Below are 19,684 nucleotides of genomic sequence, written 5' to 3' on the forward strand. Positions count from 1 at the left end.
GACTTACGCGGGAACGAGGACGACGAGGCCGACGACGTCGACCGGAAGGACGGGCTCGACCGTGACCGTGCCGCCGACGCGCGCCTGGCGGCTGTCGGCGGCCTGGCGCAGGCGGGCATGGTCGGCGGCGAGCGCTTCGGCGCGGGCGCCCGCGACGTCGTCGAGCGCTGCCTTCCACTCGGGCAGGCGCTCCAGCGCGCCGGCGATGCGCCTCAGGCGCACGGCCTCGGGCAGGTCGCCGGCGGCGGGCGCCTCGACGATCTCCGCCAGACGCTCGTCGGGCAGACGACGTCCGTCGGCATCGAAGCCGACGAGGGCGGCCTCCTCCGCGATCACGACGCGCCCGCCGAGCCGGGTGGTGGTCTCCAGCCGGTGGCGGATGCGCAGCATGAGGACGGTCGTCATCTCCGCGACCGCGGCCGAGCGCCAGGCGGCCGCGCGCGGCAGCGTCGCGGGATCGTCCTGATCGGAGGCGGGGTCGAGTGCGGTCTCGAGCAGGGCCTCGGCGGTGAGGCCGACGATCGGATGGGCGCGGTGGAGGCGGATCCGGTTGCCGGCGGCGGCCTCTTCGAAGGCGACGCGGATCGTCTTCTCGAACCCCTCGTCCGCGAGCCGCTCGCGCAGCGCGATCGGCACGAGGGCGGAAAGCGACGTCTTGAAGCCCTTGCCTGCCGGCTCCAGCGGGGCGCGCAGGCGCGCGAAGGCGCGCTCGACGAAACGGCGGGTCTCGGCCGGGCCGCCGAGCAGCGCGCGCGCCTTCTCCCATTCCGGCTCGACCTCGGCGGGCTTGAGCTGGCGCTGCGCGAAGACGGTGCGGTTGCGCTTCTCGCGTTCGGCGGCATCGCGCCAGACGGCGTCGATCTCCCGCGCCGCGGGCTCGGCCGCGAAGTCGAGCGTCATCTGCCGCTGCGAGGAGCGGCGCAGCAGCACGGCCTGCATCAGCGCCTCCGTCATCCGCCGCTCGTCGTCGGGCAGCGGCACGGGGACGCCGGTCTCCTTGCGGATGGTCTCGGCCTTGCGGAGGATGACGTTGAGCACCGCGCCGTCGACGGGGCTGTTCTCGCCGTAGATCAGGAGCGAGCGCACCACCTTGCTCGGCTGGCCGAAGCGGTCGACCCGCCCCTCGCGCTGCTGGTGGCGTGTGGGGTTCCAGGAGAGATCGTAATGGACCACGGCGTCGAAAGCGCTCTGGAGGTTGATGCCCTCCGAGAGGCAATCGGTCGCCACGAGCAGGCGCTTCTCGTTCTCGGCGAGGGCGTCGACGCGCTCCTTGCGCTCGCCGCTCTGCAATTCGCCCGTGACGACGTCGACCGCGACGTCCTTGAGGGCCCCGCGCAGAGCCTCGCCCACCGCCTGCGCGGTCGCGATGTAGCGGCAGAAGACGACCGGGTTGAAGCCCTTGGCCACGAGCCCGCCGACCTCCTCGAGAAGGAGCTTCAGCTTCGGGTCGCGCTTCGGCTCAGCCGCGAGGGTTCGGGCCTGTGCGATCAGCCCGGCGAGGCGGGGATCCTCGATCGCCGCGGGCGGCTCGGCATCGTCGTCGGCGAGGTCGTCGGCCTCGCCGTCGAGGACGCGCGCGCGCAGGATCTCGTCGTCGGCGGGGTCGGCATCGAGATCGGCGCGGGTGATCAGCGCGCGCAGCGCCGCGGCAGGGCTCGAGCCGACGCAGCGCATCAGCGCGAGCGTACCCCAGAAGGCGAGGCGGCGGCGGCGGTCGTCCGCCCCGGCGCTCTCGGTGACCTCGGCGCAATAATCGAGCACGTCTTCGAAGAAGCGCTGGTGCTCGCCGGCGAGTCGGTAGGTCTTCTCGTGGGTCTCGTGCTTGGGAAAGGAACCGCCGTCCTTCCAGGCGTCGATGTCGACGCGCCGACGCTGGACGAAGTGGACGGCGAGCCGCTCGCGCAAGCCTCTGCGCTCGGCTTCGCCCGCCTCGACGAGGCCGGCGAAATCCGGGTGGATCAGGCCGAGAAGACGGGCGAAGGCCTCCTGGTCGCCGCTGTGCGGCGTCGCGGTGAGCATCACGAGATGACGGGTCGCCTTCTCGGCGAGGCCGGAGAGGAGTTCGTAGCGCTGGTGCTGGCCCTTGGTTCCGGAGGCGCAGGTATGGGCCTCGTCGACGACGACGAAATCCGGGCAGGCGCGCAGGAAGTCGTCGCGGCGCCGGGCGCTCTTCACGTAATCGAGGCTCACCACCGTGACCGGATGGACGTCGAAGATGCGCTCGCCTGGCGGCAGATCGCGCTCGAGGCGCCCGGCGCTCGCGCTCGTGACCGCCATCGCGGCGATGTTGAATTTGGCATCGAGCTCGCCGACCCATTGGTCGACGAGATGCGGCGGGCAGAGCACGGCCATGCGGTCGATCTCGCCGCGATCCATCATCTCGCGCGCGACGAGGCCGGCCTCGATGGTCTTGCCGATGCCGACGTCGTCGGCGATCAGGAGGCGGACCGGATCGAGCTTGAGCGCCATCATCAGGGGTACGAGCTGATAGGCGCGCGGCTCGAAGCCGATGCGCCCGGCGCTCCGGAACGGTCCCGCCCCGCGCCGCAAGGAGAGAAGGAGCGCGTCGCGCAGGAGCAGCGCGTCCGCCTGCGTGCCCGGCACCTCGCCCGAGGGCGGGGCGAAACGGGCGCTGTCGACGCCGTCGGGCTCGAGCCGCGGGTCGAGGATCTGAACGTCTTCTTCCGAGCCGGAGAGCGGGCGCAGGCGCAGGAAGGGCTCGCCCGGTGCCGGCAGGACGATCCACTCGCGGCCGCGGGCGCGTACGAGGGAGCCGGGGGTGAAAGCGGGTGCGTTCATGAGGTCACGGTCGGGAGAAGGGAGGCGAGGCGATCGAGAGCGGCGTCGAGGCCGCCGGCGCCGAGGCGAACCGGGTCGAAGCCACGGCGGACGAGCGCCGGTATCAGGTTCTCCGGCGATTCGGCCGGAAGGAGGGCGACGCAGTGCTCGCTCCAGACGATCACGGCGATACCCTCGCACATCAGGGGCTCCCGATCGGGGCGCGGCAGCGCGCGTTCGTCGAGCGCATCGAGGAGCCAGGCCGGGGCATCCGTCGCCGAGGCGCCGTCTTCCGGCCCGGGTGCCCCGCGCTCGCGCGAGGCCGAGCCGCCGACCTCCTCGGCTCGCCGTACGGGCGTCACCCGGCCGCGCGCGAGGTGGAGGAGGGCGTTGCGGACGGAGGCCTCGCGGCGGTCGATGCGCTCGTGGTCGGGCTGATTGTAGTAGGACAGGAGGCAGCGATAGCAGCCCGCGGCGCAGGCATCGCTCCGTTCAGCGAGGTCGTCGGCGGTGGCACCGGCGAGGTCGGCGGGCGTATCGAGATGCATGATGGAGATCGCCGCTCGCGCCGCGCGCGCAAGGGCATCCGGCTCCCCGATGAGGCGAGAAAGCACGCCCGCCCCGCCCTCGGTCGCCTCGTAGAGCAGGATGCAGCGACGGTCCTCGCGGGCGGGGAGCGGCTCTGCGAGCACCTCGCCTTGTTCGAGCTGGAAGGTCGTCTCGATCCCTCGCAGGAGCGCGTGCTGGAGCGTCGCCATACCGTTGTCCGATAGCCCCATGAGCGTGCCCGCAGGGCGTAGCAGCAAGGCGTTCTTGGCGTCCTCGACGAAGGGCACGACCTTCTGCTTGGCAGCGAGATCGGCCTCCGCGCCGCCGTCGTCCTCGTCGTCGGCCTTCGACCAATAGCCGGTGCGCGGGTCGATCCAGAAACCGAGATCGGCCTTGTCCTTGCGGCGGCGCAGGCCCTTGTTCAGGCGCGTGATCGTCGCGCTCGGCCCGAAGGAGAGGTCCGCGACGGCGTCCGACCCGTCTCGGGACGTGGCCTTGCGCACGTCGAGCCGACCGCCTCGCGAGGACCAGGCGAACAGCGTCTGGATGTCGAAGCCTTGGCGCTGCCGCTCCTCGTCGTTGATCGTGATGCGCTCGGCGGGGACGGTCTCGACGTTCTCAACGCGAAACGCGTCGCGGATGATCGGCGCTCCCGACAGCGGCGCGCCGCAGGCGTGGCAGGTCTCGCGCGATCGATGCTCGTGAGCCGCGCCGCATTCTGCGCAAACCTGGAGGGCGCGCACCGCAAGTCCCTCGCCGCTCCGGTTGGCGGGGGTGAGCATCGCCTTCGCGACCCTGTAGGCCCGCCCTTCGTGATAGATCAGGCTGCGCGGCCCGAATTCGGAGATGCCCAGGAACCGCGCGCGCTGGAGGAAGGTCTGGCGGCTCGCGCCATCGCGTCCGGAGGGGACGTACGCCATGAGCGGAAGACGCGGGAAGTTGTAGCCCGGCAGGAACCCTTCCGTCGCGAGATAGCGGTAGGTGAAGAAGTCGCCCGATTGGCTCGTCGATTGGCGCTTGAGGAGTTCCAGCTGCTCGGCGGCCTGACGATAGCGGTTCTTCGCCGCCGCCTGCTCCTTGGGCGGGGCGGAATGATCGGAAATCACGCGGTGCGCGTCCTGGAGCTGCTGGTTGGCGGCACGGAACAGGTCGCGCCAGCGGCCGAACGCACGCTCGAGCCTGCCGAAGGCGCTCTCGACGGCACGATGTGCCGTCTCTTCGCGACCTTCGAACCAGTGTGCTTTCTCCGGCGTCAGCTCCGCCTCCAGCTGCGTGAGGAAACGCTCCATGCGCGGCGCAGCCCGCGTGGCGACTTGCGGATCCGCGAGTTCCCGCGCGAGATCGTCCCGCAGCGGCTGCCCCTCGGCGGCCACGTCGAGCACGTCCGCGACGGACGAACTCAACTCCGTGCCCGTCGAGCCGAGCCAGATCGCGGCGAGATGGCTCGTGACGAGGTCCTCGTTCGCCAGATCGAGCGCGGGCGGCTTCACGACGCCATGGACCATCGCGCGCTGGTCGGCGAAAAAATACTGGTCGTGAGGGCTCTGGGCGGCGCAATAGGTGAGCACGAGGGCCGCTTGACCGCTTCGACCGGCTCGTCCGCTGCGCTGGGCATAGTTCGCCGGGGTCGGAGGCACGTTGCGGAGGTAGACCGCGTTCAGCGCCGAGATGTCGACGCCGAGCTCCATCGTCGGCGAACAGAAGAGCACCGGCAGGAAGCGATCGTCCTCCTGGAGATCGCGCAGCTGCGTCGCGCGCTCGGCAAGCTTGCGCAGGTCGTCGTCTCCGTAGCGGAAGCGCTCCTCTCTTATCTCCCGCAGGGCACCGGGTACCTGAGCCGTATGCTCGCGCCCCTCCATTCGCACCGCGCCACCGGATGCCAGCGTCTCCGCGAGAGACGTGTAGAGCGCCACGAAATAGGGGTTCGGAACGCGGCCGGCGTCCGCGCCCGGCGTGCGGCGGAAAAAGCGCACGACGTTGCCCTGCAATCGCCAACCTGTCGCGTCGCCGAAAGGGGAGGACGTTCGTGTCACGAGCCCGTAGAGAGCGGCTGCCTCCAGCATCGCCTCGATGAGCGGATCGTAGTCCTTCTCGGCGACGCCGGTGCCCCAGAGGCTGCGCGCACGCAATCGTCGTCCGAGCAGGCTGCGTGCGCTCCCGCGAAGGAGGAGCGCCTCGTCCTTGATCTTGACGTCGCGGCGCTTCGGCGGATCGAGGAGCATGACGCGCGCGGGCCGCGGCTCCTCTTCGCGCGCCATGGACCAGGGCGCGCGGTGAACGGCGGACGAGCGGGAGCGGAGAGCTTCGAGCCGATGTTCGTCCAGGCCTTCCGTCTCCACCGCGAGGCCCTTGCGCAGGAAGTCCAGGAGCTCCCGATAGGCGGACCTGCGGAGATCCGGACCGGCGTCACGAAGCAGAGGGGGCGCACTCGCGAACGCGGCCTCGTCGGCGACGAGTTGGTCGAGCGAGAGGTAGTCCGTCGCGAGGAAGCCGAGCTCCTCCAGCCCCGGATGCGTGAAGCGCCAGCCACGCCGCTGATCGACCCAGAACCGGTGCAGGAGGACGGCGCGCAGATCCCGTTCCGCATTGATCAGGTTCGCGCCCTTCAGGCCGGGCTCGATGAGCCACTCGGAGAGGCGCTCCTGCCGATCGCGCGAAAAGCCGAGCGCCGCCTGCATCGCGGCGGCCGCCTGCGCTTCGTCGAGACCGTCCGCCCCGGCGCCGGCGAGGGCCGCGAGAATCGATGCCCGGAGTTGGCCGACGAAGACGAAATCGTTGAAATGGCCCGCCTGGAGCGAGGCGTCCTGCCGATTGTCGGTGAAGCCGAGGAGCTTGCGGCTGCGTTTCGGCACCGCCGCCTCGTCGAGCCCGCTCATCCACCGCAAGATCGACGAGACGAGTACGGTCGTCGCCGAGCTGCGGCCTTCCGCCGACAGGCCGGCCAATCTGTTGATGTCTCGCCCGGCGCTGGTGTGAACGTCCCCGCAGGCGGGGCAGAACCGGAAGCGCCCCGGCAGGAACCAGAAGCGCTCGCCGGAGCCGACCACCCCACCCGTCGAGACACGCAGCTCGCGGGCGCGCGCTTTCCGATACGAGCTCTTCAGGCGGATCTCGCCTCCTTTCCGCTTCTCCTGCCAGGCCTCCGGATAGGTCTCGTCGCTCCCGTCGAACGCGAGATCGTCCGTCGCCGGCGTGAGGAAGCCGTAGGTCTCGCGCACCTCGTCGTCTTCCGGCTCGTCGTCGTCGACGCGGGCCTGATCGTCGATCGCACGCGCGATGATCTCCTTGCGGCCGTTCTCGTCGCGCAGCTTGACCGGGTGGAACTCCTGGCCGCAGGCGCGGCAGAAGTGGAGCGCGTAGAGGCGTTTCGACGAATCCTTGGGATCGAGGAGCTGACCGTCGACCTCGACGGCGCGCCTCCCCGGCGCGTCGACCGTCGTGTAGGCGCGGCCGGCGCCCGCGACGAACTGATGGAGCTTGAAGGCGAAGAACGCGCTCTCGCCGCCACCCGGAACGCGATCGCGCTCCTCGCGCGAGGCGACGAGAAGCAATCGCTCGAGCGCGTCGAGACACGTGGCCTCCGAGCGTCCGGCATCCGCCGCGAGCGCGCCGGCTGCTTCCTCGAGGGTGAGCGGACGCGCGCGCTCCCAGGCGCCGCTTTCCGAGCGCGAGAGGCCGAGCCGCGTTTCGACCCAGATGGCCAAGGGGTGATGCGCGAGCGCTTCGTCGCTCATGGCGTCCGGAAGGGGGGCGTCGATCGCGTTCCCGAGCTCGGCGCGCACGCTTTCCGCGTCGCTTGTGTCGTCGGTGCGCCGACGCAGCGTCTCCACGACGACGCAATCCGGTGGGATCTGGGTTCCGAAAAGGCGCGACGCGACCTCGGCCACGACCGCGTCGCGGTCGGCTCGTCCACCCTCCGATGCCATGGTCGCCGAGGTTCCGATGCACCGGATCGCCCGTCCAGGCGCCTCGAGCCTCTCGCGGACGCGCCGCACGAGCATCGCGACATCCGCACCCTGACGGCCACGATAGGTGTGCAACTCGTCGAGCACGAGGAAATCGAGACCATCGCAATTGCGGATGACGGCCATGTCGAGGTCGCTCTGCCGCGTCATCAACAGCTCGAGCATCATGAAGTTCGTGAGCAGGATGTCGGGCGGATCGCGCCTGATCCGCTCGCGCTCCTCCTGGCTCTCCTGACCGGTATAGCGGGCGAAGGTCACGCGCGGCACGCCCTCGCGCGGGCGCAGGAACTTCTCCAACTCGCCGAGCTGGCTGTTGGCGAGTGCGTTCATCGGGTAGACGACGATGGCGCGGGTCCGTGGCGGCTCCCCGGCCCGCTTGGCACGGATCGCCGCGTCGACGATCGGGATGAAGAAGCAGAGCGACTTGCCGGAGCCGGTGCCCGTCGTGACGACGAAGCTCTTGCGGGCCTGCGCCTTCACGATCGCCTCGCGCTGGTGCCGACGAAGCTTCAGCGAGGTGTCGGGATCGCCGGCTCCCGCGCGCGCGTCGAAGAAATACTCCGCACAAGCAGGGTCGAGCACGTCGGAGGCGACGAGATCCGAGACCGAGCCGCCGTCGGCATAATGCGGATTGAGCTGGACGAGCGGCTCCGGCCAGAACTTTCGGCCAGCGTAGTGAGCGTCGATGCCGGCCTTCAGGTCATGTGCCTTGACCTGTCCGAACGATCGCGAGAAGGAAGCGTACTCGGTCACGACGGCTCGGTCGAGATCGAAGATATCCATCCGCTCCCCGCCTTTTTCTGTTGTTTGTTCGTCCTGGGGCGTATCCTACGCTGTCGGTCGGGAGCCGCCAAGGCGGGAATGACGCGCAAGGACAGGATCGCGTCGTGTCATCTCAAATTCGGGATCTCCCGCCCGGCGTGAACACCGCACGCGAAAGGGATCATCATCCCCGCGCTAGGCTTGGCAGCGTGGGGCGGGAGCGGCAGGATCGCGAGCCCGAGGGTTGGCCTTTGGAGCGTCTGGGAAGCGTCCGCGCGCACCTGAAGGGCTCGTACCCTTTGGTACGCGCTCTGGCGCAGAATGCGGCGCGAATGGATTGGTTCGCGGCTTCGGAGAGGGACGACTAGGCCGAAGGCGATCGCGAGCCGCCTGAACGCCGACGATGTCGCCGGCCCGCGGGGCGGAACCTGGGGCTTCTCCACGAGACTCGGCAACAAGAAGCGCGGTACCGGCATCCTGAACAACGAGCTCTATATCGGGCAGCTCGTCTGGAACCGCCAACGTTTTGTCAGGGATCCCGACACGCGCGTGCGTCAGGCACGGATGAACGCCAGAGAGGATTGGATCGTCAAAGAGGTTCGGGAACTGCGCATCGTCGATAAGGACTTGTGGGACGCTTAAGGGCGCGGCAGAAGGAGAACGCGATCGAGGGGGGAGGGGGTCGGCATGTGGGACCGGCGTCGCCCCCGGCATCTGCTCTCAGCGCTGATGGCCTGCGGCGTCTGCGGCGGCGGGTTTTCGAAGATGGCGCGCACGCGCTTCGGATGCTCGACCGCGCGCAACGACGGCGAGGCGGTGTGCGACAACAGGCGCACGATCACCTGCGACGCCGTCGAGACGGCGGTCCTTCATGGGCTGCAGGAGCGCCTGATGGATCCGGCGCTGGTGGCGCTGTTCTGCGAGGAGTACACGAAGGAAAGCAATCGCCTGCGGCGAGAGGCCAGCGCGGCGCTCGACACGAAGCAGGACCGGCTCGCGCGAATCCGGCGCGAGCTTGCTCGCTTCGTCACCGCCATTCGCGACGGGGCGCCGGCGGGGCCATTGGTAAGGCCGATGGCGCAATTGGAGAAGGATGAGCACGAACTCGTCGCGGCGATCGAGGCCATGAAGAAGCCGTCCCCGATCCGGCTGCATCCGGGCATGGCCGACGTCTATCGTAGGAGGATCGGCGACCTCGTCAGGACGCTGGCCGAGGAGGACGAGTTCGGGGCGGCGCGCGAAGCGATCAGGGGCCTGATCGAAAGGGTCGTCTCGACCCCGGACGCGGAGGCGAGGGGCGGGCTGCGCACCGATCTCGGAGGGCAGCTCGCTGGTATTCTCGAGCTGGCGGCGGAGCGCGTCGACGACCCATACGCCACCGATTTCCAGAGGCAAGTGAAGTTGGTTGCGGGGGCAGGATTTGAACCTGCGACCTTCAGGTTATGAGCCAAGCGTAAGCCCATTCTTGGCACAAACCGCCAACAACTCTCAACAGCCATCCCGCTGAAATAGCTTGATTTTCGGATTGAGCTCTTCAGGCTCTTATTGAGGTTTTTTGCTTCTCAGTGCGCCAAAAGTGTGCCAAAAACGATTTGGCACATCTGCGCCACCCCTCTCTTCCTCGTGTTCCCGAGGCACACCATGGCGACCATCCAGAAGCGTGAAGGCAAGAAAGGCCCGTCCTATCGGGTCATGGTTCGGATGAAGGGTTTCCCCGACCAGGTCCGCACCTTCAAGCGGCTGACGGACGCCAAACAGTGGGCATCGGACACCGAGAGCGGCATCCGCAAGGGTGAATTCAAGAACGTCGTCCGCACGGCCGCCAGCAAAACACTCCAGGATGTGATCGACCGCTTCCGGAAGGAAGTGTTCGTCCACCGGGCGGAGAGCACCAAGCGGGCGGAAGGCTCGTTCCTCGCCTACTGGGAAAAGACCCTCGGGCAGTACTCCCTCGCCTACATCACCGCCGACATGGTCAGCGACAAGCTCGCTGAGCTTGCCGCCGCCGGCGATGGTCGGCGCAAGCCACCGGAGGAAGGCGAAGAGGCCAAAGCGCCGAAGGCGGTGCCCAAGCCTAAGAGCCGCAAGACCATGAAGCACTACCGCGACATGCTGGCGGTGCTATTCAAGTACGCGGTCCAGTGGGGCTGGACGGGGTCGAGTCCGCTGGATGGTGTAAACCGGATCACCAAGATCAGGAACGAGCGGATGCGCTACCTGAGCGATGCCGAGCGCAAGCGCCTGCTCGATGCCTGCAAGGCCAGCGACAACGAGCACCTGTATCCCGTGGTGGTGTTCGCGCTCTCCACCGGCGCGCGGAAGAGTGAAATCCTCGGCCTGACGCTGGCCGATCTCGACCTCGACCGTGACACGGCTGTGCTGCGCGATACCAAGAACGGCGACACGCGGGCAGTGCCGGTCGTCCACCACCTGCGCGACGTGCTCGAAGGTCAGGTCGAGAAGGTGAACAGTATCTATAAGGAGCTGGGCTCACCGCCGGGGCCGCGCTGGCTGTTCCCGCGCCGCGACGGCGAAGCGCCGATCGACATTCGCACGGCCTGGGAGAACGCCCGCGACGCGGCGGAGATCGCCGACTTACGCTTCCATGACCTCCGGCACTCGACGGCCAGCTATCTGGCCATGAATGGAGCCAGCCTCGTCGAGATTGCCGAAATCCTCGGCCACCGGACGCTCCAGATGGTCCGGCGGTATGCCCACCTCTCCGAGAGTCACGTCAAGGGCGTGGTCAAGGAATTGAACGAAAAGATGTTCTGAGGCATAGATGAGGCTTCCTGCTGTTTATAGGCCCCGAACCATGAGGTTAACATGGTGGACTACAGGGACCTCGCTACCGTGAAGCAGGTTGCGGCGGATTCGCCGGTCATCACGGAGCACACGTTGCGCTGGTGGATATTCCATGCGGAGACGAATGGACTGAAGCCCGCGCTGCTGAAGATCGGTGGCCGGGTCTACATCGACCGCGCCGAATTCAACAAGTGGCTGGAGGGCCAGCGTCTGGCTCCCAAGCCGTTGAAGCCCGCGGCCTGACACGGCCTTGATCGACGACTGGAGCCCCGCCGCGAGGCGGGGTTTCTTTGTGGTTGCGTAAAAACTCAGCTACTTTCGTCGCGAGTAGGATTTGAACTCCGGAACCGGATCAACTTTCTGCCCAGACCTGTCGAGCAATCCGAGCCGTTGAAGTCTTGCCTTAATTCCACCTAAGCGCCTTTCCATGATTTCTGCGATTTTTTGAAGGTCCGGGTTCGCCAGATAGAGATTATATAAGTACCTTTCGTCGTCCATCGTCCAAGGTTTCCCGTGGTTCGTGGGTTCTTCGTCGCGTGAAATTGATTGTGTAATCTCACCGAGCGGGACTCCAGTTATTTCTTCGAGTTCTTCTCCAGCATCTAATTCCTCGTTGCTTAAGACCGCAGTAGCAAACTTGAACCAAATTTGCTCAAATTCTCGCTTCGAGATACGATTAACATATCCATCGCGCTCACGAACTGGAATTGCTGACCGAATGTAATTGCGGATACCTCCTTCGATTGCAGTGTGGTCAATGATTCCATGTAGACCCGTTAGCCTGTTTCGCTCGAATCTGAGGAGCGAGTCCGGCACAGCAAGAAGATGATAGAACGGTACGCCATTGTGTTCGGTTTCAAACCGGACATCGCGGAAGATGCGAGCCGATACAACCCGCTGAAAATTGATCTGTCGATCGACTTCGTTATCAATGCACTCGCCGTCTCGTCGCCAAACTGATCCTGATCTGACCTGAGCTCCACCCTTCAACTCGATGAAAATGACGCCTCGCGATTCATCGACTATCACGAAATCAATGTCCCGTTTTTCGTTAGGCTCGGTGAATACCGGAGAATAAAAGACCTGAACGGCGTCAACATCAATATATTCTTTCGATAATTCATTAAAGAATGAAAGCTCAGCTCTATACTTCGGGTTCTTTAGCCTCTTGGCTGGAAAATTTGATGGGAATATTTTCATTTACTCTTACGCATTTAGTTTTTCTCTATAATACGGAATCTCTCCACCACGAGATAGAAAAATATTTGATACTGGCTGTCTGGCGATGCCTCGCCTTGTATTGTGCTCATTTGCTATGTCGTTTCGGCGTGCTCGTTACTGTGACTGAGGCCTTTCTCGCTCAGAGTGTATCGGGACATCAGATCGGCATCCACCGACCGGGTGTGCGTCGCCATCAATCCACTGATCGTGGCGTTCGGCAGTACAGCGGTTTCGGGGACAAGCAAGTAGGACCACGGCTTGTCGGCCGTGCCTTCGCCGTTCGCACGGTTGGCGATGTGGCACCACAGGGCGGCGGCATCGGCTTTCCTGACAACCAGGGGGTTGGTCATCTCCGATGCGCGTTTCGTCTCGATGATGAGCTTGTCCGTCTTGGTCTCGACGACGAAGTCGGGCTGGTAGGGCGCGTTGTCCTCGTCATAAATCTTGAACTGGTTCGGCCCCGGCTTCATCCAAAGCTGCACGGAGGGGTCCTGCTCCAGGATGGCCGCCATCCGCCGCTCGGGGTCGGAATCGAACTTGGCCATGTTGTAGCAGGACTTCTCGAAGCCGACGAAGATGAAGCGCTTCATGTCGCTCAGGCGTTCGGGCGGGCTGCGATAATCACGCATTGCGTCCTTTCCGCTGCCATCGAACGTCTGCGGCTTGAGCTGATCGAAGGCGGACACCCGCGTGACGCGGTAATTGGTCTGCTCGCGCCACATGTGGAGTTTCATCTGGGCGACGAGGGCTTCGGCGATCTGGCGCGCATGGCCCTGAAGGATCGAGCGCACCTGCTCGTCATCCGCATGCTTCGCCCGGAAGTGGGCGACCACCTGACCGGCCAGGTCATAGAGGATGGCGGCATGGGCGTCGTAGTCGATCTCGGGCACGTCGATCAGCTTGGCGACGACATAATCCTCCAGCCGCGACGGCGTTTCGCCGCCTGCATCGCCGGAAATGACGCTGCGCTCCTCCGTCCGGAGGATCTGGATCAGCAGCTCGCGCGAGAGCGGCTGATAGTTCCAGGACTTCAAATCGACGTCGAAGCGCCGGAAGCCGAAGGAGACATGCTGCTCGGGCGTGATCGTCAGCATGGGGATGGCGATCGTCCGCTGGACGAACTGTTTGCAGACCTCCGCCGCCACGGCCTTGGCCTGTTCCGCCGTCATCGTCGAAAGCAAGCCTTCCTCGAACTTCTGGGCGGCCATCGCCGCTTCCGCGATCCGCTGCACGACCTTCGGGTCTTCGAGATCCCTGATCGAGGACACCTGCTTGCTGATCTGCGGCAGGACGACGTTGAGGACGGTCTTGGCCAGCCCGATCTCCTCGGGCTTGTCATACTTGAACGGGGGCGCGGTCGGCGTCTCGAATCGTGGCGGGGTCACCGCCACGCCACCCTTCACGGACGACGCGTCCGGCGCGGCCGTTGCGGCCTGTGCGCCCTCAGCCGCTTGTAGAACCATCTGCTCGACCAGCGACGGCGCGGTCACCATGATGGGCTTCGAGGCGGGAATGTCGCCGCCCTCGCCGATCGTCACCGCCTTCAGCTTGCGTGTGACGCCGTTGTCTTCCTTCGCCTTCTCGATCAGCTCGTTGAATCGCTCATGGGCGATGACGGTGAGGGTATCGACGACCTCGACACCTGTGCGCTTGCCGTAGGGCAGCCGCAGGCCGCGCCCGAGGGTCTGCTCGGTCAGGATTTCGGACGCCGAGGCCCGGAGCGGCACGATGGTGAAGAGGTTGGTGACGTCCCACCCTTCCTTCAGCTTGTTGACGTGGATGACGATGTCCGTGTCGCCGCTTTTCTCGATGTTCAGAAGGCGCTGCGCGTTCTCGTCGCTTTCCTCGCCGGTCAGCTTTGAATGGATTTCGATCACGCGGCCCTTGTAGCGCCCGTCGAAGAACTGGTCGGACTGGACGAACTCGTTGACTTGCCGGGCATGCGTCGTGTCCTGCGTCACCACCAGCATGAACGGGCGCACCACATGGGTCTGGTGCTGCAAGGCGTAGGTCTCCAGCGCGACACGCACATGCTCGTGGTAATTGACGCCGTCTTCGAGCTTGATCCGCTCAAGCGTCGCCTCATCGACCGATTTCGGGTTGAAATTGGCTCGCGTGCCGACGGCTGGCTCCTTGACGTAGCCATCCTCCATCGCGTCCGGCAGCTCGTAACGATAGACGACGTTCTTGAACTCGGCCGAACGCGCCCCGACGCTCTTCGGTGTCGCGGTTACCTCCAGGCCGAGGATCGGCTTCAGCTCGGCGATAGCCTTGGCGCCAGCGGACGCGCGGTAGCGATGCGCCTCGTCCATCAGCAACACAAGGTCATCGAGGCCGGAGAGGTAGGCGAAGTAGCTGTCCCCGATGTATTCCTGAAGACGCTTGATGCGAGGAGAATTGCCGCCACGAACCTCGGAGTTGATCTTGGAAATGTTGAAAATGTTGATGATCGCGCCCTCGCGGCCGAACAGGTCGGTGCCGCGAACGCCGCGCCCTTCCTCGTAGTTTTCGGCGTTGACGATCAGTGGCGCCTGATGCGCGAAAGCCTCGATCCCCCGGAACACGTATTTCGGGCTGGTCGGCTGGAAGTCGGCGAGGAGCTTCTCATAGATCGTCAGGTTCGGGGCCAGAACGAAGAAGTTCCGGCTCTTTCCGATCATGTACAGGTAGCTGATGAACGCCCCCATCAGCCGCGTCTTGCCGACGCCGGTGGCGAGCGCGAAGCAGATCGAGGGGAAGTCCCGCTCGAACTCCTCGAACCGGGCATCGGGCATCGGCCCATAGACTTGGCGCACGGCTTTTCGCGCGGCCTCCACATTGGTATCCTTCGACGGGGCGATCAGGTCGACGATATCGTCGAGCCGCCGCAGAGCTTCGGCCTGCGGCTTGCGCAACGACAGGCGTTGGGTGATCTGGGTGACGGCGCGCTTGGGATCGACAGTCTGCATCCTCAGCCCTCCGCCTCATCGGCGAAGAGGTCGCCGGTGGACGTGTCGGCCTTGCTGGCGCGTTTCGGGGCCGGGCCTGCGTCTTCCTCCTCCTCCTGCATCATCGGCAGGGACTCGATCTTGAGGGAATAGTCGTCCTTGCCCCACTCGCATCGGTCCAGCACGGCGCCGGGGATTTTCCGGATCGTGAGGTTGCTCAGGGCGCGCGCGCTTTGCTCCTCGAACGCCTTGCAGCAGATCAGAAGGCTGCGATGCTCGCCTACCTCCTCCGACAAAGCGCGGAGCTGCTCGCCGGTCAGGCTGTTGGTGGTGACATAGATGTAGGACGTCTCGGAACTGTGCCCGTGCATCCAGAAATGCTCGGTCGAGGGCGAATAGGTGTAGTTGAAATGCTTGCACATCGCCTCGGCCAGCATAGCCGGGTTGTACTCCTTGCGAATGACCCAGTTGCCCCAGGCATCCTTTTCCAGCAGGGACGGCGCAAGGCGGGCGAAGCGATAGCCGCCGCCGCCCTTCCAGCCCGTGGCCTCGGTCACGCCGCCCTTGTCGGTTCCATCTATAACGCTGCGCAATCGTGGCACGATGTGCGTCTTGGCGTGATCACCGAGCTCGACCATTATCCATCGGCGCCTCATCTTGTGCGCTACCGCTCCAGTGGTTCCCGAACCGCCAAATGAATCTAGAACCAGATCACCGACGTTTGACGATAGCTCAATACACCGCTTGATGAGCGCTTCCGGCTTCTTACCTTTCGGAAATTCGACGCCGCCTTCGTTGTGCAGGTTGTTGGACAGAATGTCGTCCCAGATTGAAGTTAGCGGCTCGCCGGAAACCCACTCACCATCAATCAGTTTCAATTTGTCCCGATAGAATAAGAGGCGCTGCCCGCCAATGAAGTACATATCAGATAGACCTTCACCTCGCTCAAGCTTATAGACCTTAGAGGGGTCGGCACGTGACACATCGATCATCTCTCGCGCTGCTGAACTGACAGAGTTGTAGTCAGGACGGGCAGGCTGGATCACAGCGTCTGCGTTCTGGTGGACGAACTCAGTAATTTTCTGCTCGAATTCGTCACCAAGCTCTTTTTTGAGGCCGCGCTCTGGGAGGCCAAGCCATTCAGAGAACCCCTTCATCAACGTCGTGAAACGCCAAAGCGTGTGGTTTTCATCCCGATTTACAATAAACTGATTGTATCGAGCGTCGCGTCCGCCCGACCTTTCTACAAATATTCTATTTGGTTTCCACGCCGACTTATTTTTTGCATAGATCAGAACGAAATTTGAAGTGCTCACAACGCCTGGGTTGATCGACTTATGGCCGGTGGCAGACCCCTGCTTAAAGGTAACGATCGATATTCGATTTGTTCTGCCGAAAATCTGATCGGCCATCACCGTCAGATAGGCAAGCTCATTGTCGTCTATGTGAATGTAGATTGATCCATCTTCGCTCAGAAGATTGCTTAGGATTTCCAAACGCTCTCTCATCAAGGAAAGCCAAAGCGAGTGCTCAAGGCCATCGTCGTAATTCGGCAATGCTTGCTGAGTGTTGAATGGCGGATCGATATAAATGCACTTCACTTTTCCACGCACGGCCGGGTCCGTCTCCAGCGCCTTTAGTGCCAGCAGATTGTCCCCATGGATCAACAGGTTGTCGAAGATGTCGCCATCGCGGCGGGCCTTGGCATGGTAGGATAGCTCCGGCTCTTCGATCAGGATGCGCGGTTCGAGCCGAGGCCGGATGTCCTTGCCAATCCAGGTGAGTTCGAGCTTGGTTTTGGCGGCCATCAGACAAGGCTCCATCTTATTGTAAACAGCGTGGTCAGTGCCGGCGTCAGGTTCAACTGATCGGCAATTTCGTCGAGCATGCGCTCCCGCTCATCGTCGATTTCTCGAAGGCGCGTGTAAAGCTGGTGTTGCAGGTCATCAACCTGCCGCTGGATTTGCTTCGCTTCGCGCTGAAGTGCCAGCTTGGATTCAAGATTGGCCGTGGAGCGCGCGAGCTTTTTCTTTTCGTTTGCTTCCTTGCTGAGCGCCTTGATCTTTTGGTCGAACAGGACCTTGGCGTCATCGCGCCAAGCGTCGAGCCGCTCTTCCTCTTCGTTCAGGAACTCGCCCAGCCGCTCCTGCGCGCGCGCAACGACAGCCGTCTGGCGGGCATCCATGACGCCGGACAGGTGATCATCGGGCACCGCCCCCGTTGCCGCGCCCGTCTCCTGCGCTGGCACCTGCAACAGGCGTTCCACCGTCTCGGAATGCACCTCTCGGCCATCGTCGGTGAAGGCGGCGCAGATGATCTCGTCATAGGTCTTCGCCGGGGTGTGGAGCGTCAGCCGCGCGACCCGCATCCAACCCGACTGTCCCCGCAGCTCTGCCACGTCGGCCAGATTGCCGAGATAGGCCGCATAGTCGAACTCCAAAGATGCAGGCGCGAGCGGCCGCTCCTTGGCCTGGGCGATCAGCCGGTCGGCCAAGCCCCCATCGGCAAGCCGGAAGAACCGCCAGCCCCGCTCGTCGGCCTCGGGCCATTCGGTGGACCATGTCTCACCCGCGTAGTCGAAGCGCTGCGCGTGGTCATTGTGGAAGCGCGCATCGGGCAATTCGGCCCGCGCGAGCCCGAGAAGCGCCCGCTTGAAGTCGCCGATGGCGGAGACGACGGCCTCGCGCCTTCCAAGGAGGCGCTCGATCACTCGGTCGTCCATCTCGGCGAGCAGCTTGTTGCGCGCATCCTTCTTGGCCTCGTCGATCTCGACGCTGAACTCGGACTGAAGGCGGTCGAAGGCCGCGTTGATCTCGTCATTGGTCCGGCAGGATTGCACGATGTCGAGGATGCGCCGCTCGATATCGACGCCGGACTCGATGGCCCCGAGCACCTCGTCGGAGGACCCGAACACCCCCTCGAAGAGCTTGAACTTCTGTTCCAGCAGTTGGTGGATGCGGGCCTCGGCATGGTTCTTCCGGTTCAGGAAGTTGATGACGGTGACGTCGATCTTCTGCCCGTAACGGTGACAGCGCCCGATCCGCTGTTCAACGCGCTGGGGGTTCCAAGGCAGATCGTAGTTGATCAGCAAGGAGCAGAACTGAAGGTTGATGCCCTCGGCCCCTGACTCTGTGGCGATCAGGATTGTCCGGTCGTTGCGGAAGGCATCGACGATGGCGGCCTTCATGTCGGCGGTCTTCGACCCCGACACGGCTTCGGTGCCGCGATGCTTGTCCAGCCAGCTTTTGTAGATCGCGTTGCTGTCCTTGTCGGCGTTGGAGCCGTTCAGGATGACCGTCTGCCCCTGGAAGCCGTTCGCCTCCAGAAGGTCGCGCAGATAGGACTGCGTCCGCACGGATTCAGTGAAGATCACCGCCTTGCGCTGCCCGCCCTTGCCGACGATTTCGGTCAGGACGTGCGGCAGGCAGTCCAGCAGCGCGCGGCCTTTCGCGTTGTCCGCGATGGACATGGCAAGGTCGCGATAGCGGGTCAGCTCGTCGATTTCTGCCTGAAGCTTCTTCGGATCGATGCGCTCGATGGCATCGTCTTCGTGATCCTCGACGGCATCGGCTTCCGCCCCTCCGCCTGCATCGCGCCAGTCTTCCGCTTCTTCGGCAAAGCCGTCGATGTCGTCCAGCGTCTCGTCATCGACGATCAGCTTGCCCTGTAACCGCTTGACCATCTTGTCGAGGGTCTGGGCCACGGCAAAGGACGATGATCCGAGGATCTTCCGCAGCATCAGCGTCACGAGGTGCCGCCCGTTCTGTCCCAGCGCGATGGTGTCGGTCCTCTGGAGATAGGCCGACATCAGGTCATAGAGGTCGGTCTCCAGCCGGGCGGGCGTGAAGTCGAAGGTCTTGGCCAGGCGGTTGGTGTAGTTGATCAGGCCCGCCTTCTGCACCTGACGCCGAAGCGTGCGCTTGCAGATCGGCTCAAGGCGGCGGGCCAGCAGCGCCTGCGAGGCAACCTCTTCCCGCCCGCCGAACTCGGCGCGGAACGCCTGTTCGGACCCGAAGTAGGTGTCGTCGATGACGCTGATCAGCCCGAACAGCTCCATCAGATTGTTCTGGAGCGGTGTGGCCGTCAGCAGGAGCTTCTGGCGACCGGCCAGCGCGTCCCGCAGAACGGCAGCCCGTGAGGTTTCGGCGGCTCGGTAGACGTTTCGGAGCTTGTGCGCCTCGTCGAACACGACCAGGTGCCACGGGACCATCCGGATGGCGTCAGCCATTCGGGCGGCGAACTCGTAGGAGAGGATGACGATGCTCTCGCCCCGCCCGATAGGGTTCGGGCGCCCGCTGGCCGTGATGTCCTTCAGGCGTTTCGCGTCGAGAATCTCGGACGGAAGCGAAAACTTCTCCATCAGCTCGGTGGCCCACTGCTTGCGCAGCGAGGCCGGAACGACGAGGAGCAGGTTCCGCTGGCGGCTCCACCAGTACTGGCTGAGTACAAGCGCAGCCTCGATCGTCTTCCCGAGGCCCACCTCGTCGGCCAGCAGCACACCCTTGGAGAGCGGTGAGCGAAGGGCGAACATAGCGGCATCGACCTGATGAGGGTTCAGGTCCACGCGTGCGGAAGACAGGGACTGGGTGAGCGCGTCACCGTCCTCGAAGCCTTCCCGAGTTAGGAAGTGGGCGAAGTACTTCGCCTGATGCTGACTGAAGCCCCGCTGCACCGCCC

The 19,684-nt window shown here is 64.5% G+C and carries 10 protein-coding genes; 4 read left to right on the forward strand and 6 right to left on the reverse strand.

Going from position 1 to position 19,684, the window contains the following annotated elements; genetic code table 11:
• Positions 1 to 3: 3 nt before the first annotated feature.
• Both ACK4UM_RS06475 and ACK4UM_RS06480 read right to left on the reverse strand, forming a co-directional pair.
• Entirely contained in the window at positions 4 to 2,799 is a 2,796-nt protein-coding gene (locus ACK4UM_RS06475; protein WP_409797019.1) for a helicase-related protein, read from the reverse strand.
• On the reverse strand, positions 2,796 to 8,075 hold the full coding sequence (locus ACK4UM_RS06480) for a DEAD/DEAH box helicase (RefSeq protein WP_409797020.1): 5,280 nt from the start codon (positions 8,073 to 8,075) through the stop codon (positions 2,796 to 2,798). The genes ACK4UM_RS06475 and ACK4UM_RS06480 overlap by 4 nt, the downstream gene beginning before the upstream one ends.
• Positions 8,076 to 8,375: 300 nt before the next feature.
• Between ACK4UM_RS06480 and ACK4UM_RS06485 the strand changes: the two genes are divergently transcribed.
• The 4 genes from ACK4UM_RS06485 (at position 8,376) to ACK4UM_RS06500 (ending at position 11,102) form a co-directional block, all read left to right on the forward strand.
• Positions 8,376 to 8,696, forward strand: a complete 321-nt coding sequence (locus ACK4UM_RS06485) for a recombinase family protein (RefSeq protein ID WP_409797022.1) — start codon at positions 8,376 to 8,378, stop codon at positions 8,694 to 8,696.
• A gap of 45 nt (positions 8,697 to 8,741) precedes the next feature.
• Positions 8,742 to 9,500 (forward strand): zinc ribbon domain-containing protein, encoded by a 759-nt coding sequence (locus tag ACK4UM_RS06490; RefSeq protein WP_409797023.1) that lies wholly within the window; start codon positions 8,742 to 8,744, stop codon positions 9,498 to 9,500.
• Positions 9,501 to 9,695: 195 nt separating this feature from the next.
• On the forward strand, positions 9,696 to 10,829 hold the full coding sequence (locus ACK4UM_RS06495; RefSeq protein WP_409797025.1) for a tyrosine-type recombinase/integrase: 1,134 nt from the start codon (positions 9,696 to 9,698) through the stop codon (positions 10,827 to 10,829).
• Between the two features lie 51 nt (positions 10,830 to 10,880).
• Positions 10,881 to 11,102 (forward strand): DNA-binding protein, encoded by a 222-nt coding sequence (locus ACK4UM_RS06500; protein WP_409797027.1) that lies wholly within the window; start codon positions 10,881 to 10,883, stop codon positions 11,100 to 11,102.
• Between the two features lie 69 nt (positions 11,103 to 11,171).
• Here ACK4UM_RS06500 and ACK4UM_RS06505 read toward each other — a convergent pair whose 3' ends face one another.
• The 4 genes from ACK4UM_RS06505 to ACK4UM_RS06520 all read right to left on the reverse strand — a co-directional run bounded on the left by ACK4UM_RS06505 (position 11,172) and on the right by ACK4UM_RS06520 (position 19,679).
• The gene (locus ACK4UM_RS06505) at positions 11,172 to 12,059 is read right to left on the reverse strand and encodes a hypothetical protein (RefSeq protein WP_409797028.1); all 888 of its coding nucleotides are present in this window, start codon (positions 12,057 to 12,059) and stop codon (positions 11,172 to 11,174) included.
• Between the two features lie 113 nt (positions 12,060 to 12,172).
• Positions 12,173 to 15,028, reverse strand: a complete 2,856-nt coding sequence (locus ACK4UM_RS06510) for a DEAD/DEAH box helicase family protein (RefSeq protein ID WP_409797030.1) — start codon at positions 15,026 to 15,028, stop codon at positions 12,173 to 12,175.
• Between the two features lie 2 nt (positions 15,029 to 15,030).
• Positions 15,031 to 16,815 (reverse strand): site-specific DNA-methyltransferase, encoded by a 1,785-nt coding sequence (locus ACK4UM_RS06515; protein WP_409797032.1) that lies wholly within the window; start codon positions 16,813 to 16,815, stop codon positions 15,031 to 15,033.
• Positions 16,815 to 19,679: an SNF2-related protein gene (locus ACK4UM_RS06520; RefSeq protein ID WP_409797034.1), complete on the reverse strand. Its 2,865-nt coding sequence runs from the start codon at positions 19,677 to 19,679 to the stop codon at positions 16,815 to 16,817. The genes ACK4UM_RS06515 and ACK4UM_RS06520 overlap by 1 nt, the downstream gene beginning before the upstream one ends.
• Between the last annotated feature and the right edge of the window lie 5 nt (positions 19,680 to 19,684).

The organism is Salinarimonas sp., from assembly GCF_046292825.1.
Taxonomy (GTDB): Bacteria; Pseudomonadota; Alphaproteobacteria; order Rhizobiales; family Beijerinckiaceae; genus Salinarimonas.

Coding starts and splice junctions, on each gene's coding strand:
- ACK4UM_RS06475 (WP_409797019.1), bottom strand. CDS start 2,799: ATGAACGCACCCGCTTTCACCCCCGGCTCCCTCGTACGCGCCCGCGGC.
- ACK4UM_RS06480 (WP_409797020.1), bottom strand. CDS start 8,075: ATGGATATCTTCGATCTCGACCGAGCCGTCGTGACCGAGTACGCTTCC.
- ACK4UM_RS06485 (WP_409797022.1), top strand. CDS start 8,376: ATGCGGCGCGAATGGATTGGTTCGCGGCTTCGGAGAGGGACGACTAGG.
- ACK4UM_RS06490 (WP_409797023.1), top strand. CDS start 8,742: ATGTGGGACCGGCGTCGCCCCCGGCATCTGCTCTCAGCGCTGATGGCC.
- ACK4UM_RS06495 (WP_409797025.1), top strand. CDS start 9,696: ATGGCGACCATCCAGAAGCGTGAAGGCAAGAAAGGCCCGTCCTATCGG.
- ACK4UM_RS06500 (WP_409797027.1), top strand. CDS start 10,881: ATGGTGGACTACAGGGACCTCGCTACCGTGAAGCAGGTTGCGGCGGAT.
- ACK4UM_RS06505 (WP_409797028.1), bottom strand. CDS start 12,059: ATGAAAATATTCCCATCAAATTTTCCAGCCAAGAGGCTAAAGAACCCG.
- ACK4UM_RS06510 (WP_409797030.1), bottom strand. CDS start 15,028: ATGCAGACTGTCGATCCCAAGCGCGCCGTCACCCAGATCACCCAACGC.
- ACK4UM_RS06515 (WP_409797032.1), bottom strand. CDS start 16,815: ATGGCCGCCAAAACCAAGCTCGAACTCACCTGGATTGGCAAGGACATC.